The organism is Brevibacterium permense, assembly GCF_013280495.1.
GTDB lineage: Bacteria > Actinomycetota > Actinomycetes > Actinomycetales > Brevibacteriaceae > Brevibacterium > Brevibacterium permense.
The window spans coordinates 1-22,584 of the sequence record NZ_JABSSX010000012.1 but is presented as its reverse complement, the minus strand read 5'-3'; the positions used below and the strand labels follow the sequence as shown (position 1 = coordinate 22,584).

Below are 22,584 nucleotides of genomic sequence, written 5' to 3'. Positions count from 1 at the left end.
ATTCCCGGGCCCAGCGGTACGATCAGCTGCCATCGGCACGGAAGGTCAGCTGGTCGGGGGCGGGCCACGTCGCCAGCACGCTCATGTGTTCGTCCTCGTCGAGGATCTCGAAGCTGCTCGAATATCCCGCGTCGTCTGACTCCTGTTCGAGCCCCTCGGGATGCAGCGTTCCCGGCACCGAACCTTGCGGAAGATCGTCGGAGACGCTGATCTCTGAATCAGGCGCGCTGAACGAGATGGCGTCGACATAGCCGTTGACGATGCTCAGGCTCAGTTCCATCTCAGCCGTCTCTCCCCCATCTTGGCCCGTGCTCTGTCTGATCCCGACGACCGGGTACGTCTGCGTTCCCGGAACCACCCGCGGGGATGATGCTGCGGGGTAGACGTCGATGCTCTCGATGTCTTCGTCTCTGACGATCGCGGCCAGCCGGTCGGGGTCCAGAATGATCGGCTCGTTCCCCGGATACTCAGCTCTCGGGTAGGTGACCCAGACGAAGAAGCGCGCGGTCCCGAGCTGCTCGGCCACTGCCTCGGCGGTGGCTTGTGCGACCGGATGCGGCTGCGACAGCAGCAGGTTCAGCGACTCCCGGATGCGGGAGGGCAGCTCGATCTCGACCGGTGCGTAGTCGAGGTCCTCGACGTCGTCGGCCCAGTTCTCGACCTTGTCGATGAGGACGGCTGTCAGCGCGACGAGCCCGCCGTTGACGACGGCATTGAGACCACGGCCGACTCCGCTCGGAAGTTTCTCATCGACTTTCTCCGCCAGCCGTTCCGTCAGCGGCCAGACCGCCCAGGAAGCCGCTCCTACTCCAGCTGCGGTGACAAGATTGAGGAACGCCGGGGAGGTCACTCTCGCGTGCTGGTCCCACCAGGTATCCGCGTCGGCATCGCCGTCGAGTGCTCCGACGTCAGAGATGTGGGCAGGAGAGGAAGCATATCGGATGGGACCGCGCCCTTTGGCGGAGATGGCTCCGAGGAATTCGTCGATGCCGCTGGAGCCGCCCACTCTGCCGAGGAAGGCCCGGGACCCGGTCAGCCAGGTCAGGCCCGCATTGGCCAGGGCGGTTGCCGCTCTCAGGCCGGTCCGGCGTTCGGCAGGGACGTCGCGGCGGCGCACCAGCGCGAGGGCGCCGGTGCCGAGCGCGGCAGCGGTGCGGACGGTTCGGTGATGGCGAAGGGGGATGTCGGGAAGTCGCATGTCCTCATCGAAACATGCCCGCCTGTGACGCAGATGAGAGCGGTCAACAGTCTCGGCGGTATCCGGATCGGCGACCGCGGCGGAGGTTCACATCACCATGCCCGAAGGCAAGGAGAAGCCGAGTTCGGCGGCGGCCTTCTGGGTCGAGGGCTGGTGCCAGAACTTCGCCACGGATTCGTTCGTCGCCAGGGATCGCATCTCGGCTCTGTCGAGGAAGAGGATCCCGGACAGGTGGTCGGTCTCGTGGGCGACGATGCGCGCCGACCAGCCGGAGACCTCCTCGGCGATGGGGTCACCCTGCAGGTCGATGCCCGTCAGCGCGATGTTGCGGGGGCGGGCGACGACGGCTTGGTAGCCGGGGATCGACAGGCACCCTTCATAGAAGGCGACGTCCTCACCTCCGGCGCGTTCATAGCCCGCGTTGAGGACCACCCGCAGCGGCATCGGCTCCCGCTGCCGAACCTTCGCGACTTCGGGATCGCGGGCGCCGGGATCTTCGGCGACGAACATCGACAAACCGATGCCCACCTGCGGGGCGGCGAGGCCGACTCCCGGGGCGGCGAGCATGGTCGCTCGCATCACCTCGGCGAGCTGCTCGAGCTCGGCATCGTCGACCTGCCCGTCGAAAGGGCGGGTCTGGGACCGGAGGACGGGGTCTCCGGCCTCGACGATGGGCGCGGTCCCATCCCCTGCCTCGGCGGCGGTGAGGACGGCACGGATCTGGTCGGCGATCAGCGCATCGGCTGCGTGCACGAGGTGGTTTCCTCAGCTCGCGCGGGCGACGATGAGTTCGGCGTGCTTGAGCAGCGGGGCGTCGATCATCTTGCCCTCGAAGGAGAATGCGCCCTTCTCCGTCTTCGCCAGGTCGAGCACGGACCGCGCCCAGGTCAGCTGTTCCTCGCTGGGGCGGAAGGCGTCGCGGACGACGGGCACATGGTTGGGGTGGATGGAGACCTTGCCGGAGAACCCCGACTGCACGGCGTCTTCGGCTTCGGCTGCCAGTCCTTCGAGGTTCGGAATGTCCGCCCAGATCGAGTCGAGCGCGAACTTTCGGTGGGCGCGGGCGGCGAGCAGGGTCTGGCTGCGCACGTGTTTGGCCACGTCACGGTAGCCACCATCGGCCTTGCGGGAGGAGCCTCCGCCGAGGTCGGCGATGAGATCCTCCGATCCCCACATCAGCGCATAGACATTCGGAGCGGCGGCGATCTCGGCGACGTTGAGGGCCCCGAGCGCGGTTTCGATGAGCGCGATGACCTGGAATCCGGATAGAATCGACACATCGGATGCAAGCTCTGCCTTCGGCAGCATCACGGCCGTGTAGTCGGTGCGCGCGAGCATCTTGAGATCCTCGCCGAGGTGGCCCGAATCGTGGGAGTTCACCCGCACGACCGTGCGGGTGGGGTCGAGCGGGAAGTCGACGACGGACTCCCGTGCTGCTGCTTTGTCGGCTTCGTTGACGGCGTCCTCGAGGTCGAGGATGACGATATCCGAGCGTTCGGCCGCTTTCGTATACCGGTCGGGGCGGTCGCCGGGGACGAAGAGCCAGGCGGGTTTGAACTCGAGGGACATATGGGGGCTCACTTTCCGGTGTCGGTCTGATCGGCGGTGCCGGCGACGGACGTCGCAGCCGAGGACTCGTGGCTGGAGTCGAACATCATCGCCTGGCGCACGGCCTTTGCGACGAGCTTGCCGTCCTGGTTGTAGCCGCGATGTTCGAAGGTGACGATTCCCTGGCCCGGACGGGACTTCGAATTGCGTTTGTCGAGGATCGTCGTCTCCGCGTAGAGGGTGTCGCCGTGGAACATCGGGGCCGGGAAGCTGACCTCGGAGAAGCCGAGGTTTCCGACTGTCGTGCCCTGCGTCAGCTGGGACACGGACAGACCGATGAGGGTAGCCAGGGTGAACATCGAGTTGACGAGGCGCTCGCCGAAGGGTTCGGCGGCCGACCATGCCGCGTCGAGGTGCAGAGCCTGAGTATTCATCGTCACGGCCGTGAACAGGGTGTTGTCCGCCTCGGTGACGGTGCGGCCCGGCGCGTGCTTATAGGTGGCGCCGACTTCCATCTCGTCCAGCCACAGACCTCGTTGTGCAATGACCTTGTCACTCATGTAACGCTCCTCACTCGTCGTGATTTGAGTTTATCGCCATTCACCGGACCCCTGCGACCCGGGGGTTACACGATGGCACGCTGAGGCGGCCCACCCGGACGGAATCCGCGTGAGCCGCCTCGACGTGGCTGCAGTCAGGAACCGAGCTCTGCGCCGAGTTCGTTGAAAGCCGATGACCATCCGTCGTAGGCACTGGCGTCTTCACCCGAATCGTCGGGCAGGCCGGTCAGCGTGAACGTCATGCGAGTGCGGTCGGCGTCGATCTCCTCAAGTGCGACGCTGACGCGCAGGGCATCGTCGATCTCGCCGGGACTTCCCCAAGTGAAGTCGAGGCGGACGGGCTCGTCGATGTGAAGGTACTTCCCGGCGGTCGGGAACTCCTGTCCCGTGTCGGGTATGCGCATCGTATAGGTGTATTCGCCGCCGACCCGCAGGTCGACGGATACGGATTCGCGTGGGGTGACCAGCGTTTCGGGGTGGAACCAGCGGGCCATGACGTCCGGGTTCGTCCAGGCTTCCCAGACGCGGGCGCGCGGGGCGGCGAATTCGCGGACGATGGTGAATCCGGGCTCTCCCGCCTGTGCGCTGTTCGGATCGGTCACTGTGGTGCCTGTGTTGGCTGAGGTGTCTGTGTTGGCTGTGTTGGCTGTGTTGGCTGAGGTGTCTGTGTTGGCTGTGTTCTCGGCGTTCATCGCTGTTCTCCTCCTTGAGTCGTGCATGATGTCTGCGTCGTACATGATGTCTGCGTCGTTCGGTACGTGGTTGATCTCGATGGTCAGTCCGCAGTTCGATCTGCGGTCGACGGGTCGGTCGTCGATGTATCGGTGGGCACCTCCTCGGCGAGGATGCGGTCGAGGCTGTCGAAGCGCTGCTGCCATTCGTCGCGGGCCGCCTGCAGCCAGTCAGCCGCCTCGGTGAGGGAATCGGGATTGAGTGCGACGATGCGCTGCTGCGCGGATTTCGATCGGGTGATCAGCCCTGCCGTCTCGAGCACCTTGAGGTGTTGGGAGACCGCGGAACGACTGATCGGCAGCGGTTCCGCGAGCTCACCGGCGGTCTTGTCTCCCCCGCGCAGACGATCGATGATCGCCCGACGCGTCGGATCGGCAAGCGCCGCGAAGACGTGATCCATACTCATTTAAGCATCCCCTTAATTAAGTGATTACTACAATACACTCCTCGACCGTCCCGTCAAGGGGGCTCTGGGACGATCCGCAAAGAGGTACGGCACCACCTCGGATCGGACTTCTCAGCACACTTGCGCCCAACCCGACTAGGCTGGAAGCAGCCGCTTCGGCCCACCCCGAGCTCGAGGAGAGACATGGATCGCGATTCGATCGACTGCTGGCTGACCGATATGGACGGCGTCCTGGTCAAGGAGAACAACCCTCTGCCGGGAGCCGCAGAGCTGCTGGCCCAGTGGCGTCAGGCCGATATCCCCTACCTGGTGCTGACGAACAACTCCATCTACACCGCTCGCGACCTCTCCGCTCGGCTGCGCTCGAACGGGCTCGACGTCCCCGAGTCGAACATCTGGACCTCGGCGATGGCCACCGCGGATTTCCTGTCCAATCAGGTCGAGCACGGCACGGCCTATGTCGTCGGCGAGGCGGGGCTGACCACGGCGGTCCACGAGGCCGGGTTCGTCATGACCGAGCACGACCCGGACTTCGTCGTCGTCGGCGAGACCCATTCTTATTCGTTCGAGGCGATCACGAAGGCGATCCGACTCATCGATGCCGGCTCCCGCTTCATCGTCACGAACCCCGACGCCACCGGCCCGTCCCCCGAGGGTGTCCTGCCTGCCACCGGTGCCATCGCCGCCCTCATCACGAAGGCGACGAACCGCGAACCCTACGTCGTGGGCAAGCCCAACCCGATGATGTTCCGCTCGGCCCTGAATAGGATCGGCGCCCATTCGATGAGCACCGCAATGATCGGCGACCGCATGGACACCGACATCATCGCGGGCATGGAAGCGGGCATGCACACCGTGCTCGTGTTGTCGGGGATCTCCACCGCCGAGGATGTCCGCCGCTTCCCGTTCCGACCCAACGAGATCGTCGACGGCGTCCACAACCTGCTGGACGTGCCGCTGGAGAGCCGCGGCGACCTCGGCCCCGACCCCACAGGTTCCGCCTGAAACAGGCCGGCCAGCCGCACTTCCCGGCGATGAACTCAACTCCCCCGAAGACTTAGGTCGCTAACGGATATTTCTGGCCGCGTAAAGTATCCGATAGTGACCTGGATTTGGACGCAGCTATCCGAAAGTGACCACAATTCTGCACCACAGCACGCGATGCGATCGCCCGCACCTGCACAGCACCCCACCTGCTGCACAAGAGGCTCCGGGCTCCCACCTACTGCAGCGAAGAGGTCAGGCGCATGACGGACTCCATATAGCGGCGGGGCCACGGCCGCTTCTCCCATTCCTCCAGGGTGAGTTCGCGGCTGACGTCCTGGTAGTCGGCGACGACGTCGACGATATCGTCGATCAGGTCGCCGCCGGTGGTCAGCAGGCTGATCTCGTAGTTGAGACCGAACGAGCGCATGTCCATGTTCGATGAGCCCATCACGGCATAGAGGTCGTCGACGATGAAGCACTTCGTGTGCAGCACGGCGGGTTTCGGGTACAGGAAGATCCGCACCCCCGCTTCGAGCAGCGACCGGTAGTAGGACGACTGTGCCCGGTCGACCATGTACTGGTCCGCCTGTTCACTGACGTAGAGCTCGACGTCGACCCCGCGCCTAGCCGCGGTCTCCACGGCAGCCTGCAGCGATTCGTCGGGCACGAAGTAGGGGCTGACGATGGCCAGACGCTTCTGCGACAGGTACATCATCGAGGTGAAGACCTTGAGGTTCGGAGCGGTCGTGAACCCGGGGCCCGAAGGAACCAGCTGCATCGCGCTCGTCGCCCCGCCCACTTCGGGCTCGTTGCCGTCGCGCTCGTACGGGCGGATGCCCAGAGCCTGCCCCGATTCGGAATACCAGTCGGTGGAGAACACCGCTTCGATTCCGGCGACGATGGGCCCGGAGAGCTCGACCATGATGTCGTGCCAGTTCCGGCCGATCTGGGAGTTCTTCCTGTTGAGGTAGCTCGAATCGATCATGTTCTGCGAACCCATCATCGCCCGCTTGCCGTCGATGACGAGCAGCTTGCGGTGGTTGCGCAGGTCGATGCGGCGAGCCTTGCCGCGCCACGGAATGAACGGCAGCATCAGGTGCCATTCGATGCCGGCCGCATTCAGTCGCTTGCCGAGCCGGTGGAATCCCGGATACTTCCGAGACCCGATGTGGTCGAAGAGGACACGGACTTCGACCCCGCGTGCCGACGCTCGCTCGAGCGCCTGGAAGAAGACGTCCGTCGTCGAATCCCACGCCATGATGTAGATCTCGACGTGGACGTATTCGTGTGCCCCGTCGACGAGTTCGGCCATCCGCGCGATCGAGTCCTCGTAGTCCGAGATCACCCCATGGCTGTCGCCGGTGACCATCGGCAGCGCGGTCAGTGCCCGTCCCAGCTGGGCGACGGAGACGAATTCGGGCTTTGCGACCAGCGACGGCGGCACATCGGGCAGGTCGTCGGCACCTTCGTGCATGAGTTCGTTCGCTTCGGCCTGGATCCGGGCGCGGCGCTGATCGATATACGGGCTGCCGAGCAGCAGGAATGCGGGAATTCCGACGATCGGTACGAACAGGATGAGCAGCAGCCATGCCGATGACGATGACGGGCGACGGTTCTCCGGCACCACACCGACCGCGATGATCTTCACGATGTATTCGATGACGATCCACGTCGTCGTTGCCACCGATGCCACCATGCTGAGATCCATGTGCTCCCACTTCCCCTTCGGTCGCCGTCTCACCTCACGGTGTTATCGGACCAGAATATCGCCCGCCGAGGCGGACCTGCACGTCCGGACGGATGTGCGGCGCCGCCTCGGCGGGCGATTCGGCATGGGTGACCGACGGAAGGTCGGCACCTGCTCTCAGATCAGGAGCAGGAACTCAGAGTCCGAGCTCGCGGGCGATGAGCATGAGCTGGACCTCGGTGGTGCCTTCGCCGACCTCGAGGATCTTCGAGTCGCGGTAGTGGCGGGCGACGAGGTATTCGTTCATGAAGCCGTAGCCGCCGTGGATCTGGGTGGCGTCGCGAGCATTGTCCATGGCTGCTTCGCCGGCGATCATCTTCGCAATGGCGGCTTCCTTCTTGAACGGCAGTCCGGCGAGCATCCGCGAAGCCGCGAGGTAGTACGCCGACCGGGCGGCGACGACGCGGGCCTCCATACGGGCGATCTTGAAGGAGATGCCCTGGAAGTCGGCAATCGGCTTGCCGAAGGCTTGGCGCTCCTTCGCGTACTTCACGGATTCGTCGACACAGCCCTGGGCGGCGCCGACGGACAGGGCGCCGACGGCGATGCGGCCCTCGTCGAGGATGCGCAGGAAGTTCGCGTAGCCGCGGCCGCGTTCGCCGAGGAGGTTCGCTTCGGGCACCTGCACGTTGTCGAAGGTGAGCGGGTGCGTGTCCGAGGAGTTCCAGCCGACCTTGTCATAGGCCGGTTCGGCGGTGAAGCCGGGGGTGCCGGTCCGGATCATGATCGTCGAGATCTCAGGCACTTCGCGGCCCGAACCAGTGGTTCGGGTTCCGGTCACAGCGGTAGCGGTGACCAGGCGGGTGATGTCGGTGCCGGAGTTCGTGATGAAGCACTTGCTGCCGTTGATCGTCCAAGTCCCGCCCTCCAGCGTGGCCTTGGTCCGAGTGCCGCCGGCATCCGATCCGGCCTCGGGTTCGGTCAGGCCGAAGGCGGCCAGGCCCGAGGCATCGGTGAGCTTCGGCAGCCATTCCTTCTTCTGCTCTTCGGTGCCGAAGCGGTAGATCGGCATCGCCCCGAGCGAGACCCCGGCCTCGAGCGTGATGGCCAGGGACTGGTTGACCCGGCCGAGTTCTTCGATGGCCAGGCACAGGGCGAAGTAGTCGCCGCCCATTCCGCCGTACTCTTCGTCGAAGGGCAGGCCGAAGAGTCCCATCTCGCCCATCTTCGCAACGAGGTCGTAGGGGAACTCGTGCTTGGCGTCGAGTTCGGCTGACACGGGTGCGACCTCTTCGTCGGCGAACTTCGCGACACCTTGGCGCAGGTCTTCGTATTCTTCGGGCAGCATTCCCGGAACAAAGGTTTCCATTGTTTCCTCCCCGCTTGTGGCGTGGTTGTGGTGTGAGTGGCTGGTGACTATTCGGCGGCTTCGGCGGCGGCTTCGTCGACGACTGTGGCGAGCACTTCGTCGAGGGCGACTTGGGCGCCTTCGACGGCAGTGACGGTGACGATTCCGGCTGCGGGTGCGGTGAGCACGTGTTCCATCTTCATCGCCTCGACGACGACGATCGGATCTCCCTGTTCGACCTTGACGCCGGTCTCGACCTTGATGTCGACGACGGAGCCGGGCATCGGTGCGAGCACCTCTGCGCCTTCCAACCCCGGTGTCAGCGACGAATCGGCCAGGGGTCTGGTGAAGACGTGAATTCCGGTGCCGGTGCTCACCCAGATGGTGCGGTCCCGCGCATCGGAGAAGATCCGCGCCGTGTGCTGGATGCCGTCGAGGGTGACATGCCACAGTCCGTCGGCATCGACCTCGACGGCTCCCGCGCGAGCCTCGACGTCGACCGTCTCTCCGCCCGTGGCCAGGGTGACCGTGGCGTGGAAGTCCGGACGTGAAGTGCGCCAGGCGCTGGGTCCTGCCCACGCCGAGGCGGCCGACCGATTCGCGGTCAGCTCGGCGTCCGTGACCGGTCCAGTCAGGGTCGTGCCTGCCGCTCCCCCGGTGACCGTGACGGCGGCGGCCGCCAGCTGCGCGTGGGTCTCACCGGCGCTGTGCGCCAGCTGATCCTCGCCGAGGTTGTCGATGAGTGAGGTGTCGAGCTCGCCGGCGACCACCTCGGGCAGGCTCATGAGGGTGCGCAGGAAGTCGATGTTCGTCACGATTCCCGGAACCGCCGAGGCGGCGAGCGCGGAATCGAGGCGGGCGATGGCCTGGGCGCGGTCATCGGCGCGGACGATGAGCTTGGCGATCATCGGGTCGTAGTCCGAGGCGATGGTCTGCCCGGCTTCGAGCCCGGCGTCGACGCGGATGCCCTCTCCTTCCGGGAAGACGACGTCGAGGGCGCGACCGCCGGTGGGCAGGAATCCGCGCGAGGGGTCCTCGGCGTAGATTCTCGCTTCGATCGAGTGCCCGGTCAGCGTGATTTCATCCTGCGTCAGCGGCAGCTCTTCGCCCGCGCCGACGCGCAGCTGGAGTTCGACGAGGTCGACTCCGGTGACCTCCTCGGTGACTGGGTGTTCGACCTGCAGTCGAGTGTTCATCTCCATGAAGAAGAACTGATCGGGACGGTCGGCCCCGACGATGAATTCGACGGTGCCGGCTCCGACGTAGCCGACGGACTTCGCGGTCTCGCAGGCGGCCTGGCCGATTCGGGCGCGGGTCTCTTCGTCCAGCAGCGCCGACGGTGCTTCCTCGATGACCTTCTGGTGACGGCGCTGCAGAGAGCATTCGCGTTCGCCGAGGTGGATGACATTGCCGTGAGAGTCGGCCATGATCTGGACTTCGATATGGCGCGGGGTGGCGACGAGGCGTTCGAGGAACAGGGTGTCGTCGCCGAAGGAGCTCGCGGCTTCGCGGCGGGCGGTCCGCAGCGCCTCGGCGAGCTTACCGGCCTCGAAGACCGCGTGCATGCCTTTTCCTCCGCCACCGGCGGAGGGCTTGATGAGCACGGGGAAGCCGATGTCCGTCGAGGCCGCAATGAGGGCTTCGTCGCTCATCGCGGCGTCCTTCGTGCCGGGAACGAGCGGCACCCCGCGGGAGGAGACGGCCTGCTTCGCCGTGATCTTGTCGCCCATCGTCCGAATCGCCTCGGCTCCGGGGCCGAGGAAGACGATTCCCGCCTCGGCGCAGGCTGCGGAGAATTCGGCGTTCTCCGACAGGAATCCGTAGCCGGGGTGGATGGCTTCGGCTCCGGTGGCCTGTGCTGCGGCAATGACCTTGTCGATGCGCAGGTAGGACTCTGAGGCGGCGGCGGGCCCCAGGTGGACCGCGGTGTCGGCGGCCTTGACGTGGGCCGCATGGGCGTCGGCGTCGGAGTAGACGGCGACGGTGCGGATGCCGAGACGGCGGCAGGTGCGGATGACGCGCAGGGCGATCTCGCCGCGGTTGGCGATGAGGACTGTTGTGAACATTTTCGTCATGGTGAGGCTCACATTCTGAAGACGCCGTAGCCGCTGGCATTCAGCGGGCGTTCCATCGGTCCGAAGCGGGCGAGTTCGAGGGCCAGCGCCAGTACCTGGCGGGTGTCACCGGGCTCGATGATTCCGTCATCCCACAGGCGAGCCGTCGAGTAGTACGGGTTTCCCTGGGCTTCGTACTGGTCGCGGATGGGCTGTTTGAAGGCGTCTTCGTCGGCAGCGCTCCACTCCTCGCCGCGGGCCTCGAGCTGGTCGCGCCTGACGGTCGAGAGCACGCTGGCTGCCTGCTCGCCGCCCATCACGGAGATGCGGGCATTGGGCCACATCCACAGGAAGCGCGGGGAATACGCGCGGCCGCACATCGAGTAGTTGCCGGCACCGAAGGAGCCGCCGATGACGACGGTGAACTTCGGGACGCGGGCGGTGGCGACTGCGTTGACCATCTTCGCGCCGTGTTTGGCGATGCCGCCGGCTTCGTAGTCGCGGCCGACCATGAATCCGGAGATGTTCTGCAGGAACACCAAAGGCACGCTGCGCTGGTCGCAGAGTTCGATGAAGTGGGCGCCCTTCTGCGCGGATTCGCCGAAGAGGATGCCGTTGTTGGCGATGATGCCGACGGGGTGTCCGTCGAGGTGAGCGAATCCGGTGACGAGGCTCGTGCCGTATTCGGCTTTGAACTCGTGGAACTCGGATCCGTCGACGAGGCGGGCGATGACCTCGCGGACGTCATACGGTGTGCGCGAGTCCACGGGTACGACGGAGGTCAGCTCCTCCGGCGAGTGTGCCGGCAGGCGGGATTCGATGACGTCCCAGTTCGGGGTGCTCTTCGGCCCGAGAGTCGAGACGATGTCCCGCATGATCTCCAGCGCATGGGGGTCGTTGGCCGCGAGGTGGTCGGTGACGCCGGAGACCCGGGAGTGCAGGGCTCCGCCGCCGAGCTCTTCGGCGGTGACTTCCTCGCCGGTGGCGGCCTTGACCAGAGGTGGCCCCCCGAGGAAGATCGTGCCCTGCTCGGAGACGATGATCGATTCGTCGGCCATCGCCGGGACGTAGGCGCCGCCTGCGGTGCAGGAACCCATGACGGCAGCCAGCTGCGGGATGCCGGCAGCGGAGAGGGTGGCCTGGTTGAAGAAGATGCGGCCGAAGTGCTCCCGGTCGGGGAAGACGTCGTCCTGATTCGGCAGGTTCGCGCCACCGGAGTCGACGAGGTAGATGCACGGAATGCTGTTCTCTTTGGCGACTTCCTGAGCCCGGAGGTGCTTCTTCACGGTTACCGGGTAGTAGGTTCCGCCCTTGACGGTGGCGTCGTTGGCCACAATCACGCATTCGCGGCCGGCGACCCGCCCGATTCCGGTGATGATTCCGGCACCTGGGCTGGCGTCGTCGTACATGCCGTTCGCAGCCAGCGGAGAGAGCTCGAGGAAGGGAGTGCCGGGGTCGAGGAGCTGCTCGACGCGATCACGGGGCAGCAGCTTTCCGCGATCGATATGGCGCTGCCTGGACTTCTCGGAACCGCCGCGGGCTGTGGCCGCAATGCGCTCCCGGAGTTCAGCGATGAGTTCGGCGTGGGCCTCGGAGTTGACCTGCCCCGTCGCCGGACTGACCGCAGTTCCCACTGCTCTCATTCCATCCTCATTTCAGTTAATGATTCTTAACTGACTGCTATGATACTGCTCACAGGCAGAACTGACAACGCACGAGCCAGACCGCACCGACGTCGTCCGCAACGGTGGGCATCAGGCTCAGGGAAGGAGGCCGGATGTCGATCTCGGACGAGGCCAAGCCGACGGCGCGAGCAGCGGCGAAGGCGGCCAGGCGCGAGCAGCTGCTCGAGGTCGCGAAGACGCTCTATGCCCGGCACGGCTTCCATGGGGTGCGCCTCGACGACCTGGGCAAGGGCGCGGGGATCTCGGCGCCGGCGGTCTACCGGCATTTCTCGTCGAAAGAGGCCGTGCTCGAAGAGCTCCTCGTCGGCATCTCCGCCTATCTCCAGTCCGGAGGCGAGGAGATCGTGTCCACGGCGTGGGACACCGCGTCGGGGATCTCCCCCGCCGAGGCGGCCTCAACCCTGCGGCGTCTCATCGACTTCCATGTCGACTTCGCCATGAGCGAGCCCGAGCTCATCCGCATCCAGGACCGTGACCTCGAGGCGCTGCCGGACGAATCGCGACGAACCGTGCGCCGTCTCCAGCGTGCCTATGTCAGTCGGTGGGCGGAGGTCGTCGAGGCCGCCCATCCGGCGTGGACTCTGGAGTCGGCCACTGTGCGCGTGCATGCGGCGTTCGGGATGATGAATTCGACCCCGCACCAGGCTCGTCGCTCCAGCGCCGAGGTGGTCGGGGTCGAATTGCGCGCCGCTGCAGCTGCGGCGCTGGGACTCAGCTGATCACCGGATCAGCCGAGTCCCGCCTCGGCGATATTTCGATCACCGAGTACGGTATAGCTGATGTTCAGGGCACGATGACGAGCTTGCCGCGGACGTGTCCGGTGGCGCTGTCCTTGAAGGCCTGGGGAACATCGTCGAGGCCGTAGGTGCCGGCGACGGTGACGGTGAGTTTTCCTTCGTCGACGAGGAGACCGAGGCGTGCGGTCTCGGAGCCGTCGGGACGTACCCAGATGTAGCGGCCGCCGTGCTCGGCGACGCTGGGATCGGCCACCGAGGCGTGCGCCCCTCCCTCGGCGAGCACGGCCAGGGTGTCCTCGAGGACTCCCCCGACGAAGTCCGCGACCCCGTCGACCTTGCCGTCGGCGGCCTCGAGGACGCGCTCGACCAGACCGTTGCCGTAGGTCACGGGTTCGGCGCCGAGCCCGCGCAGGTACTCGTGGTTGGCTTCAGAGGCGGTGCCGATGACGCGTGCTCCGGCGGCCCGGGCGATCTGCACGGCGAAGCTGCCGACTCCCCCGGATGCACCGTGGATGAGTACGGTCCTGCCTTCCAGGTCGCCGAGGGACTCGAGGGTGCGCAGAGCGGTGCCGCCGGCCAACGGCAGTCCGCCCGCCTGTTCCCAGCTCAGGCTCTTCGGCTTCGGGGCGACCGCACGCACGGGGACGGCGACCTTCTCTGCGAAGGTTCCGTCGCCGAGCACGTCCTTGCGTGCATAGGCGACGACTTCATCGCCGATGGAGAATTCCGGGGTGTCGAAGCCGAGGTCGATGACGACACCGGCGACGTCCCAGCCCGGGGTGACGGGGAACTGCGTGGGCATGACCGGGTCGAGGTGCCCGCCGACGAGTGCCCAGTCGACCGGGTTGACTCCGGCGGCCCTGACTTCGATGAGCACGGAGGCCGGCGGCAGCTTCGGATCGGGCAGCTCGCGGACGGTGATGTCGTCGAAGTTCTCGGTGTAGGCGTCATAGACGGCGGCGCGCATAGCAATGGCCTTCCGGTAGATGTCAGTGACACTGAAGTCTCAGTGTGACTGGACAACACCGGAAGGCCAACAGGCTATTCCAGGGGTCTCCTCTTACTCGTAGGTTTCCCCGGTCTTCGCGCGCTCGACCAGTGAGGCCGGCGGTGTGAAGTGCTCGCCGTACTTCGCAGCCAGATCATTCGCCCGGTCGACGAAGCCGGCCAGTCCGCCTTCGTACTGGTTGACGTACTGGAGCACGCCGCCGGTCCACGCGGGGAATCCGATGCCGAAGATCGAACCGATGTTCGCGTCCGGCACCGAGGTGAGCACACCCTCGTCGAGGCATTTGATCGTCTCGATCGCCTCGGCGAAGAGCATCCGCTCCTGCAGATCGGCGAAGGGCTGATCATTCGACCCGGATTCGTACTTCTCGCGCACACCCTGCCACAGCGTGGTGCGTTTGCCGTTCTCGTCGTAGTCGTAGAAGCCGGCGCCGTCCTTGCGTCCGGTCCGTCCCTGCTCGACCATCCAGTCGAAGACGGCTTCGGAGGGGTGGGCGATCCAGGTGCCGCCTGCGGCCTCGACCGCGTCGCGGGTCTCCTTGTTGATCTTCTGCGACAGGGTCAGCGTCAGTTCGTCGAGCAGCTGCAGGGCGCCGGTGGGGTACCCGGCCTGCAGTGCCGCCTGTTCCACGCTGGCCGGCTCCACGCCTTCGCCGACGGCGGCGACCGCCTCGGCGATGAAGGTGCCGATGACACGGGAGGTGAAGAATCCGCGGGAGTCGTTGACGACGATCGGAGTCTTCCGGATCTGCTGCACGAGGTCGAAGGTGCGGGCAAGGACCTCGTCGGAGGTGTTCTCACCGCAGATGATCTCGACCAGCGGCATCTTGTCGGCCGGCGAGAAGAAGTGGACGCCGATGAAGTCCTTGTCGCGGGTGACGCCCTTGGCCAGGTCGGTGATCGGCAGGGTCGAGGTGTTCGAACCGAGGACCGCATCAGGCTCGACGATGTCCTGGATCTCCTGGAACACCTTCTGCTTGAGATCGACGGACTCGAAGACCGCCTCGATGACGAAGTCGACACCGGCGAAATCCTCAGCCGAGGCACTCGGGGTGATCCGATCAAGGACAGCCTGCGATTTCACCTCGGTGGTCTTGCCCTTGGCCAGGGCCGATTCCTCACGCTTGGCGGCGTAGGCCTTGCCCTTCTCCGCATTGGCGAGCTCGACGTCTTTGAGCACGACCTCGATGCCCGACTTCGCAGCGCTGTAGGCGATAGCGGCACCCATCATTCCGGCACCGATCACGCCGAGCTTCTTCACCTGGCGGGGTGTGACACCGTCAGGGCGCGAGCCGCCGGAGTTGATGTGGCCGAGGTCGAAGAAGAACGCCTTGATCATGTTCTTCGCCACCGGAGTATGGGTGACGTTGACGAAGTAGCGAGACTCGACCGTCAGCGCGGTGTCGATGTCGACCAGTGCGCCCTCGACCGCAGCGGCTACCACGGCCCGGGGAGCCGGCATCGGCGCACCCTTGCCCTGCTTGCGCAGCAGGGACGGCAGCGCGGGAAGCATCGCGCCGATCTTCGGCGAGGACGGGGAGCCGCCGGGGATCTTGAAGCCCTTGACGTCCCACGGCTGCACAGCCTCGGGGTTGGCCTTGATCCAGGCCTTGGCCTTGGATTCGAGTTCGGCCGCGGGAGCGAGTTCGTCTATGAGGCCGAGCGCCTGGGCGTCGGCAGCCTTGAACTTCGTCGACGGCAGGATGGCCTTCTGCAGCGCGGTCTGGATGCCGAGCATGCGCACCGACCGGGCGACTCCGCCGCCGCCGGGCAGCAGGCCGAGTGAGACCTCGGGGAAGCCGAAGCGGGCGCTCGGGTTGTCATCGGCGGCGATTCGGTGATGAGCGGCCAGGGCGAGTTCGAGTCCGCCGCCCAGTGCCGCACCTCCGAGGGCGGCGACGACCGGCTTGCCGAAGGTCTCGAGGCGGCGCAGCACCTTCTTGAGGTGTTCGACAGCCTCGAATTCCTCTGCCGCATTGGCCGGGTCCGCCTCGCGCAGCTTGTTGAGGTTTCCGCCGGCGAAGAAGGTCTTTTTCGGGGAGGTGAGGACGACACCGGTGATGTCGTCGACATTGGCTTCGAGCCATTCCACGGTCGCCTCGAGGGCGGCCGCGAAGTAGTCGTTCATGGTGTTGACCTTGGCGCCGGGCTCGTCGATGACGACGGTGACGATGCCATCGGCATCGGTGTTGCGCTGGTAGTCGGCAGCTGTGGTTTCAGTGTTCGTCATGTCAGACCCTTTCGATGATCGTCGCGATGCCCATGCCTGCGCCGATGCACAGGGTGACGAGTCCACGCTTAAGGTCGCGGCGCTCGAGTTCGTCGAGGACAGTGCCCAGAATCATGGCGCCGGTGGCTCCCAGCGGGTGGCCCATGGCGATGGCTCCGCCGTTGACGTTGACCTTCTCGTGGGGGATGTTGAGATCCTTCATCCACTTGAGCACGACGGCGGCGAATGCCTCGTTGAGTTCGAACAGATCGATGTCATCGACGGTCATGCCGGCTTTGTCAAGGGCCTTCTTCGTCGCCGGAGTCGGACCGGTGAGCATGATGGTGGGTTCGGACCCAGTGACTGCGGTGGAGACGATCCGGGCGCGGGGCTTCATCCCCATCTTCTGACCGACTTCCTCGTCGCCGAGGATGACGAGCGCAGCTCCGTCGACGATTCCGGAGGAGTTCGCGGCGGTGTGGACGTGGTCGATGGCTTCGATCCAGTGGTACTTCTGCAGAGCCACCTCGTCGAACCCGGTCTGAGCGGCGAGCTTGGCGAAGGCCGGTGGCAGCTGCGACAGCGATTCGACGGTCGATCCGGGACGCATGTGCTCATCGCGGTCGAGCACGGTGATGCCGTTGATGTCCTTGACCGGGATGATCGAATTTTCGAAGAGGCTGTTCTCCCAGGCCGCGGCGGCGCGCTTCTGCGATTCGGCGGCGAAGGCGTCCACGTCTGCACGGCTGAAGCCCTCGGTGGTGGCGATGAGGTCGGCACCGATTCCCTGGGGCACGAAGTACGTGTCATAGTTCGTCGTCGGATCCTGCGCCCAGGCTCCGCCGTCGGATCCCAGCGGCACACGGGACATCGATTCGACGCCACCGGCGAGGACGAGGTTCTCGAATCCGGAGCCGACCTTCTGGGCGGCGATGTTGACGGCTTCGAGCCCGGAGGCGCAGAAGCGGTTGACCTGAACGCCGGCGACGGACTCGTCGAGGCCGGCGGCGATCGCGGCGACACGGGCGATGTCGCTGCCCTGTTCGCCGACTGGAGAGACGACACCGAGGACGATGTCGTCGATCTGGGAGTCGTCGAGGTCCGGATTGCGCTCGCGTACGGCGTCGATGAGGCCGGTGACGAGATCGATGGGCTTGACGCTGTGCAGCGCCCCGCCGCGGTTCTTACCGCGTGGGGTGCGCACTGCGTCATAGATGAACGCTTCGCTCATGTGTTCCTCACAGTCTGGATGGAAGATCGACCATAAGATCTGATCGATCGTTCAGTAACATTCGCACGTCCCATTGTGCCCCGGTTTCGGGTGACGAGCAACACACGCTGGTCCCGCTCGCAGCATGGCGCGACGACGGATGGGAGAGGGGCGGATTGAGCCGACAGTCTCCTCTGATCTCTCGAACTGATAACAGTTCTCCGGCCGAGTCATTTCGATAACACCGGAATACAGCAGGGGTGGTTAAGATGGCTCGACTCATCATTTCTGACCCCCTGGAGAATCATGTCCTTGACCACCCCTGCCCGCACGAAGACGGGTTCGAAGCTCGTGGCACTGACCCTTGCAGTCGGCCTCCTCGCCGGCCCCATCGCCGTCGATGCACAGCCGGCCGAAGCGGCAACGAAGAAGTGCTCGGCGAAGATGTCGATCTCGAAGCCTCGCCAGTACTCGTACACCAACGTCAACGTCTCGAAGGTCGGGTCGAAGGCCAAGGTCGAGACCCTTGCCCACTACAAGACGACGAAGACGAAGAAGAAGGCCACCGCATCGAAGAAAGGCAAGGCCTCTCTGAAGTACTACATCTCCGGCGCTACCCTCGGTAAGGCTGTCAAGGTGACCGTGACGGCAAAGAAGGGCAAGACGACGTGGAAGTGCTCGACGTCGTTCAAACCGGTGAAGAAGCGCTGACGGCTGACGATTCGCCTACAGTCCGAGGACGCAAGTAGAGATGTATCAGCCCCTCTCGATCCAGCATGTACGTTGGATCGGGAGGCTATCGCTTGTCCGCCCGCGATTCTGTCCGGTGTGCAATGCGCCAACTCGTGGGTCCGTCGCTTCTGAAGGATTCGCCAGAGATCTACCGCAGGCAGGATGTTCGGCGCTGAAGCCTGCGGCGCTTTTCCACCTGCCAGACAGTAACAATCGCGATGGCCTGTGCGAGGAGAAGGACCAGCATATAGGGTCCTCCAGCGCCGGCGCTGCGGTCCTGGCCGATGCCGCCGCCTTCGGCGAACAGGGCACCGATGCCGTAGGCGAACACATTGTTCATAACGTGGAAGGCGATCGGCGCTTCGAGACCACGGCTCAGCACAGCCATGACCGCGGTGCTCGCCCCGAGGCCCAGGTAGTTCAGGATCATCCACGGATCCAGGCTGGTGTGGACGACGGCGAAAAGCACACTCGAACCGGTGATTCCGATCATGAGCGCCGGACGCGCGGCACGGACCCAGGACGCGTAGGAGGCGGTGAGGACGCCACGGAAGGCGACTTCCTCAGCCGCAGCCTGCAATGGCGTGGTCAGCACCAGCACCACCAGCAGCGCGATGGTCGTGCCGGAGACAGCGAAAAGCGAGAGCGGTGAGGGGTGGATCAGCTGGACCGCCGCATTGGCGAGGATCATGAGCACGGCGAACAGGCCAGCGTACACCCCCAGCTGACGCCACCGGAAAGCCCGTCCCACGCTCAACGCGGATCGCCACGAAAACTGCCCTGCCTTCGTGAGAACGAGGAGCGCCAGCGGGGCGACGAGGATGGTCGAGAGATTGATCGCCAGGAAGGTCAAAGGTGTCAGCGAGGCGTCATCGGGAGCTTTGTCGAGCAGACCGATCTCGACGAGGGCGACGATGCCTCCCAATATCAGCTGGAGGCCGTAAACCGCTGCGACGACGACGATCGTCAAGACCAAGGGGACCCACCTCCTCATCGACAGATGCGCACCGAAAGGACGTGTTACGTCGACGGAGGGGGAGGCGCTCGAAGGTTCGTTAAGGGTCGAGTCAGGCGAGGCAGTCACGATGGTCCTCCTTAGGACGGTGCGAGTTGGACGAGTCGGGGCCTTCGTCCGGGGTGACGGCGAAGGACTGCCGCGGAAAGCCGATGAGGGTCACGCCGTGGCAGAGTCGCCGGCAGCGCCTCACGGCGATAGCCACCACGGGAAACCTCCTCGGCGCAGGCCTCTCGATCGTGCTCCGCGGTGATCGTTGGGTTTCCGTATTCGTTCCAGTCGATCTTCATCCTTGGCCCTCCCCCATCCTTCTGTCCGACTGTCCTGCCTGGTCTCACTGCGTCAAGGCCGTTCCTCCGAAGAGGGCGATCTGCTTCTCGAACTCGTGCTGATCGGAATTCTGTCCGGAGTTGGCCATGTGAGGGCTCCTATGCGTAGGTGGGTTTGTTCAACACCATCGGAACCCGTGCCCCGGGGGCACAGTCAAGACTGTGCTTCCAATTCCCTCCCCCATCCATGAGTATGGACGTATGTCTGTTCGCCCTGGTGCCTATTGATGGCTTGGAGCATGCGCCAGCTCGCGGACCTCGCCGGCACCACGGTGAAAGCGATCCGGCACTACCACGCGACCGATGTGTTCGAAGAGCCCGCACGCGCGGCCAACGGCTACAAGCAGTACGGCACAGCCCACCTGGTGCGGCTGCTGCAGATCAAACAGCTTCGGGAGCTGGGGATGTCGACGGCAGAGATCCGATCAGCAGGCGACTCGGAGGACATGTTCTTCGACACCGTCCGCGCGCTCGATGCACGACTCGCCGCCTCCATCGAACGTGAACAGAAGATCCGAGCCGACCTCGCCGAGCTCCTCGCCCACCGCACCGGACCTGATGTTCTCGTCGGCTTCGAGGACATTGCCGACGGCCTCACCGGGGCGGACAGGGCGGTCATAGCGATCAGCACACTGGTCTATGACGAACAGGGCATGCAGCACCTGCACGAAATGGCCGAACACCACCAGGACACCGACATCGCCTTCAACGAACTGACGGCCGATGCCAGCGCCGAGGCTATTCATGCTGTTGCCCTGCAGCTGGCGCCGGTGCTCCGCAGGATCCACGAAAGCTACCCCGACACACGGACTCCGCCCCAGCCGACGACAGCGCGCAAACGCGAGGCGATTCATGCCCTCTACCAGTCGCTGCCCGATCTCTACAACTCAGCACAGATCGCAGTCCTCGCGCAGGCGTACCATCTCGCCCAGGACAGCGTACCTTCGGACGAAGCGGACGCCTGAAGTGCTTCTTAGCGAACGTTGTGCCTCCGAATACTGCGACACCTGCTCAGCAGGAGCACCGACCAATCCGAAACGTCTCGAGGTATTCGGCCACTGTGCCGATTTTTGTGCCGAGGTGACCCTCTGCTGAACTAATCAAAAAGCCCCTCTGATCATCATTTGTGCTGATCAGAGGGGCTGCTGCCGAGCCGCCTGCGGGAATCGAACCCGCGACCTATTCATTCTGACGACCCGTGGACCCGGGCGGATATGAAAGCGTATGAAAGTTGATCAGATGACCGCTTGACCTGGGGCGATGAACGCATTGTGCGCGATTCCCGCATCGTCAACGGATACACCGACTTCGCCGCAAAGCGCATCGTAAACGCATCCCCTCCCAATCGGCAGGCGCTTCCGGACCTATCGTCGCTATCGTCTATTCCTGCACCATGAACTCGTCCCGCCAGGCCTGGATGCGCTCCTCCAGCTCGTCGAGCCCCGGCCCACCGGGCGTGTATGCACGCTCCGCGGCTTCACGTGCTGTGCCTTCCTGAATGCGGAAGAATGCCTCCGCTAGTGGTTTCGCCGCCCGGGCGATGGCCTCTTCGTAGGTGGTCATGTTCGCCTCCTTCAGGGCTCGTGAATAGAGTCTATGGACGCCTCCGGTTCTCTGCTAGGTGCGCGCTCGGGCAGTCGTGCTCGTGAGCGCCCGTGTGCACACCTGCCCTTTCCTCAGAGACAAACAGAATGAAGAAAGCTCACGAAGCGGGGCGCCAACCATATCCGGAATCGACTAATGACTATCCAGCCGCAGCACCGTGCAGCGCATCGAAGGTCACAGTTTGGACACCAAGATCAAGCCTCACTCGATACTTCGTCCAAAGTTTGCGTTCTGCGGTTACTATCACGTTACCCACTCCGACGATCGGCTGCACTAACGCATGCCACGCAGAGCTAGCAGAACGGGAAATGCACTGAAGCATACTTCCAAGATCCTGGCGATTGCCCTCTCACTAGTCCTCGCGGCCGTCGCGGCATCGCCTGTGGCCGCCGAGGAGGAAGAGTCGGAGGTCCACAGTGTTGTCATGGCGCAGTACGAGGCTTGGGCACAGACGGTCGAGACGAACGGGTTGACACTATCGGACGACTTCCTGCAAACACAGGCAGCGAGTACCGCCGAGTACGTGGACACTACAGTGATGATCGGCGATCCAGTCGCCTCGAGGTCCGCCGAAGCTGCTGAAGAGGTGAACTCACGGTACGTCAGGTGGACTGCGCGTGTGGACAACCCCCACTATTCCAAAGGCGCAGGTGGCGCGATTTACAAGTCACGCTATAAGTGCGAATCGAAAGGAGTCAGCACGACTGTGAAGCTACGAGTCCGCGGTCTCCTTAGCCTGTACCCAGCTTCGAAGAACGGCGGGAAGCCGGCAAGGCACAGAGCCAGGCCAGAAGCGACGCAAACATTACGGTCAAGGCCAACACCGGGTTCTCCAACCCCTACTACACGCCCAAGACTGGTTACAACGGTGGACGCGGCACCGGATATTGGAACGCCACCAGCACTCTGATCATCAACAGTCATCCTTCTCTCTCAGGAAAGCGAACAGCATCAAGCTCGAAGACCGTCTGGAAAAAGATCTAGACTGCAGTCCGCTAAGCAAATCGAAGACAGACAGGCGAATTGAACTGCGAGGACCCATGGACGACGAAGCATTTCACCTGGTTGACGAGCGAGATGTTGATAGTGAGGCTGTTGCTGACACTTTTCGCGTTTCGTTCTGGCATGGCGACGAAAACGACCCACAGGACCTCACTTCGGTTGCCGTATACGAAACTGCAGTTGCAACACTCGACGAGGTGATCGCCTGGGCGAAGCGCGGACAGAATCCTGAGCCTCGGCTAGTCGAAGTATTCGCAGTAGTCGCTTCTGCTGACCAGAAACACAGCATCCAAATTGCGAGCTACGACCATCGCCCGGAACTGAAGCCGGGAGAGGTTCGCGATACTGGCTACTCCGAAGAGTCGATCTTCCTGCACGGTTAACTACTCGACAGCGAACAGGACACACGAGGGGACTGATGCAGGGTTTGGGGACATCTGATCTGGCTTGTTCACAGGCAAGCCTGGAAGGATTGACACCATGCCACAGCCCTATCCGAAAGAGTTCCGCGACGACGTCGTCCGAGTCGCCT

The 22,584-nt window shown here is 64.4% G+C and carries 20 protein-coding genes; 5 read left to right on the top strand and 15 right to left on the bottom strand.

Translation table 11 applies throughout. The features are described from left to right. Positions 1 to 22 precede the first annotated feature (22 nt). The 6 genes from HK353_RS13920 to HK353_RS13895 all read right to left on the bottom strand — a co-directional run bounded on the left by HK353_RS13920 (position 23) and on the right by HK353_RS13895 (position 4,444). A complete protein-coding gene (locus HK353_RS13920) occupies positions 23 to 1,198 on the bottom strand; it encodes a hypothetical protein (RefSeq protein ID WP_173157066.1) in 1,176 nt (391 codons plus the stop codon). A gap of 87 nt (positions 1,199 to 1,285) precedes the next feature. Further along, a complete protein-coding gene (locus HK353_RS13915) occupies positions 1,286 to 1,951 on the bottom strand; it encodes a peptide deformylase (protein ID WP_173157064.1) in 666 nt (221 codons plus the stop codon). 12 nt (positions 1,952 to 1,963) lie between these two features. Then, complete coding sequence (locus HK353_RS13910) at positions 1,964 to 2,767, bottom strand: HpcH/HpaI aldolase/citrate lyase family protein (protein WP_173157062.1); 804 nt, start codon at positions 2,765 to 2,767, stop codon at positions 1,964 to 1,966. Positions 2,768 to 2,775: 8 nt separating this feature from the next. Beyond that, on the bottom strand, positions 2,776 to 3,306 hold the full coding sequence (locus HK353_RS13905) for a MaoC family dehydratase (protein WP_173157060.1): 531 nt from the start codon (positions 3,304 to 3,306) through the stop codon (positions 2,776 to 2,778). 134 nt (positions 3,307 to 3,440) lie between these two features. Continuing rightward, entirely contained in the window at positions 3,441 to 3,998 is a 558-nt protein-coding gene (locus tag HK353_RS13900; RefSeq protein WP_173157058.1) for an SRPBCC family protein, read from the bottom strand. Between the two features lie 83 nt (positions 3,999 to 4,081). Further along, positions 4,082 to 4,444 (bottom strand): ArsR/SmtB family transcription factor, encoded by a 363-nt coding sequence (locus tag HK353_RS13895; RefSeq protein ID WP_173157056.1) that lies wholly within the window; start codon positions 4,442 to 4,444, stop codon positions 4,082 to 4,084. Between the two features lie 183 nt (positions 4,445 to 4,627). On the opposite strand from HK353_RS13895, the gene HK353_RS13890 reads away from it, so the two are divergent. Then, positions 4,628 to 5,449 (top strand): HAD-IIA family hydrolase, encoded by an 822-nt coding sequence (locus HK353_RS13890; RefSeq protein ID WP_173157054.1) that lies wholly within the window; start codon positions 4,628 to 4,630, stop codon positions 5,447 to 5,449. Between the two features lie 217 nt (positions 5,450 to 5,666). Here the strand turns inward: HK353_RS13890 and cls are convergent, their stop codons facing one another. The 4 genes from cls to HK353_RS13870 all read right to left on the bottom strand — a co-directional run bounded on the left by cls (position 5,667) and on the right by HK353_RS13870 (position 12,163). After that, positions 5,667 to 7,139, bottom strand: a complete 1,473-nt coding sequence (gene cls, locus HK353_RS13885; RefSeq protein WP_173157052.1) for a cardiolipin synthase — start codon at positions 7,137 to 7,139, stop codon at positions 5,667 to 5,669. Between the two features lie 175 nt (positions 7,140 to 7,314). Beyond that, positions 7,315 to 8,487: an acyl-CoA dehydrogenase family protein gene (locus HK353_RS13880; RefSeq protein WP_173157050.1), complete on the bottom strand. Its 1,173-nt coding sequence runs from the start codon at positions 8,485 to 8,487 to the stop codon at positions 7,315 to 7,317. Between the two features lie 47 nt (positions 8,488 to 8,534). Further along, positions 8,535 to 10,532 carry an acetyl/propionyl/methylcrotonyl-CoA carboxylase subunit alpha gene (locus HK353_RS13875; protein WP_217278482.1) on the bottom strand — a complete coding sequence of 666 codons (1,998 nt, stop codon included), beginning with the start codon at positions 10,530 to 10,532 and terminating at the stop codon, positions 8,535 to 8,537. 17 nt (positions 10,533 to 10,549) lie between these two features. Continuing rightward, on the bottom strand, positions 10,550 to 12,163 hold the full coding sequence (locus tag HK353_RS13870; protein WP_173157046.1) for a carboxyl transferase domain-containing protein: 1,614 nt from the start codon (positions 12,161 to 12,163) through the stop codon (positions 10,550 to 10,552). A 134-nt stretch (positions 12,164 to 12,297) separates the two neighbouring features. On the opposite strand from HK353_RS13870, the gene HK353_RS13865 reads away from it, so the two are divergent. Then, positions 12,298 to 12,924 carry a TetR/AcrR family transcriptional regulator gene (locus HK353_RS13865; RefSeq protein WP_173157044.1) on the top strand — a complete coding sequence of 209 codons (627 nt, stop codon included), beginning with the start codon at positions 12,298 to 12,300 and terminating at the stop codon, positions 12,922 to 12,924. Between the two features lie 64 nt (positions 12,925 to 12,988). Here HK353_RS13865 and HK353_RS13860 read toward each other — a convergent pair whose 3' ends face one another. From HK353_RS13860 to HK353_RS13850, 3 genes are all read right to left on the bottom strand, one after another. Beyond that, entirely contained in the window at positions 12,989 to 13,909 is a 921-nt protein-coding gene (locus HK353_RS13860) for an NADP-dependent oxidoreductase (protein ID WP_173157042.1), read from the bottom strand. A 93-nt stretch (positions 13,910 to 14,002) separates the two neighbouring features. After that, on the bottom strand, positions 14,003 to 16,180 hold the full coding sequence (locus HK353_RS13855; protein WP_173157040.1) for a 3-hydroxyacyl-CoA dehydrogenase NAD-binding domain-containing protein: 2,178 nt from the start codon (positions 16,178 to 16,180) through the stop codon (positions 14,003 to 14,005). Position 16,181: 1 nt separating this feature from the next. Further along, positions 16,182 to 17,390, bottom strand: coding sequence for an acetyl-CoA C-acetyltransferase (locus tag HK353_RS13850; RefSeq protein ID WP_039211381.1), 1,209 nt, complete (start codon positions 17,388 to 17,390; stop codon positions 16,182 to 16,184). Positions 17,391 to 17,675: 285 nt separating this feature from the next. On the opposite strand from HK353_RS13850, the gene HK353_RS13845 reads away from it, so the two are divergent. Beyond that, complete coding sequence (locus HK353_RS13845; protein ID WP_173157038.1) at positions 17,676 to 18,080, top strand: hypothetical protein; 405 nt, start codon at positions 17,676 to 17,678, stop codon at positions 18,078 to 18,080. Between the two features lie 169 nt (positions 18,081 to 18,249). Here the strand turns inward: HK353_RS13845 and HK353_RS13840 are convergent, their stop codons facing one another. Further along, a complete protein-coding gene (locus tag HK353_RS13840; RefSeq protein ID WP_173157036.1) occupies positions 18,250 to 19,071 on the bottom strand; it encodes a CPBP family intramembrane glutamic endopeptidase in 822 nt (273 codons plus the stop codon). 613 nt (positions 19,072 to 19,684) lie between these two features. Here HK353_RS13840 and HK353_RS13835 point away from each other — a divergent pair. Beyond that, on the top strand, positions 19,685 to 20,410 hold the full coding sequence (locus HK353_RS13835) for a helix-turn-helix domain-containing protein (RefSeq protein WP_217278481.1): 726 nt from the start codon (positions 19,685 to 19,687) through the stop codon (positions 20,408 to 20,410). 415 nt (positions 20,411 to 20,825) lie between these two features. On the opposite strand, the gene HK353_RS13830 is transcribed toward HK353_RS13835, so the two are convergent. Beyond that, positions 20,826 to 21,008, bottom strand: coding sequence for a hypothetical protein (locus tag HK353_RS13830; RefSeq protein WP_173157032.1), 183 nt, complete (start codon positions 21,006 to 21,008; stop codon positions 20,826 to 20,828). Positions 21,009 to 22,090: 1,082 nt separating this feature from the next. On the opposite strand from HK353_RS13830, the gene HK353_RS13825 reads away from it, so the two are divergent. Further along, on the top strand, positions 22,091 to 22,435 hold the full coding sequence (locus HK353_RS13825) for a hypothetical protein (RefSeq protein WP_173157030.1): 345 nt from the start codon (positions 22,091 to 22,093) through the stop codon (positions 22,433 to 22,435). Positions 22,436 to 22,584: the final 149 nt, after the last annotated feature.

Coding starts and splice junctions, on each gene's coding strand:
- HK353_RS13920 (WP_173157066.1), bottom strand. CDS start 1,198: ATGCGACTTCCCGACATCCCCCTTCGCCATCACCGAACCGTCCGCACC.
- HK353_RS13905 (WP_173157060.1), bottom strand. CDS start 3,306: ATGAGTGACAAGGTCATTGCACAACGAGGTCTGTGGCTGGACGAGATG.
- HK353_RS13830 (WP_173157032.1), bottom strand. CDS start 21,008: ATGACCACCTACGAAGAGGCCATCGCCCGGGCGGCGAAACCACTAGCG.
- HK353_RS13910 (WP_173157062.1), bottom strand. CDS start 2,767: ATGTCCCTCGAGTTCAAACCCGCCTGGCTCTTCGTCCCCGGCGACCGC.
- HK353_RS13850 (WP_039211381.1), bottom strand. CDS start 17,390: ATGAGCGAAGCGTTCATCTATGACGCAGTGCGCACCCCACGCGGTAAG.
- HK353_RS13845 (WP_173157038.1), top strand. CDS start 17,676: ATGTCCTTGACCACCCCTGCCCGCACGAAGACGGGTTCGAAGCTCGTG.
- HK353_RS13835 (WP_217278481.1), top strand. CDS start 19,685: ATGCGCCAGCTCGCGGACCTCGCCGGCACCACGGTGAAAGCGATCCGG.
- HK353_RS13900 (WP_173157058.1), bottom strand. CDS start 3,998: ATGAACGCCGAGAACACAGCCAACACAGACACCTCAGCCAACACAGCC.
- HK353_RS13860 (WP_173157042.1), bottom strand. CDS start 13,909: ATGCGCGCCGCCGTCTATGACGCCTACACCGAGAACTTCGACGACATC.
- HK353_RS13870 (WP_173157046.1), bottom strand. CDS start 12,163: ATGAGAGCAGTGGGAACTGCGGTCAGTCCGGCGACGGGGCAGGTCAAC.
- HK353_RS13855 (WP_173157040.1), bottom strand. CDS start 16,180: ATGACGAACACTGAAACCACAGCTGCCGACTACCAGCGCAACACCGAT.
- HK353_RS13865 (WP_173157044.1), top strand. CDS start 12,298: ATGTCGATCTCGGACGAGGCCAAGCCGACGGCGCGAGCAGCGGCGAAG.
- cls (WP_173157052.1), bottom strand. CDS start 7,139: ATGGATCTCAGCATGGTGGCATCGGTGGCAACGACGACGTGGATCGTC.
- HK353_RS13880 (WP_173157050.1), bottom strand. CDS start 8,487: ATGGAAACCTTTGTTCCGGGAATGCTGCCCGAAGAATACGAAGACCTG.
- HK353_RS13895 (WP_173157056.1), bottom strand. CDS start 4,444: ATGAGTATGGATCACGTCTTCGCGGCGCTTGCCGATCCGACGCGTCGG.
- HK353_RS13890 (WP_173157054.1), top strand. CDS start 4,628: ATGGATCGCGATTCGATCGACTGCTGGCTGACCGATATGGACGGCGTC.
- HK353_RS13825 (WP_173157030.1), top strand. CDS start 22,091: ATGGACGACGAAGCATTTCACCTGGTTGACGAGCGAGATGTTGATAGT.
- HK353_RS13875 (WP_217278482.1), bottom strand. CDS start 10,532: ATGTTCACAACAGTCCTCATCGCCAACCGCGGCGAGATCGCCCTGCGC.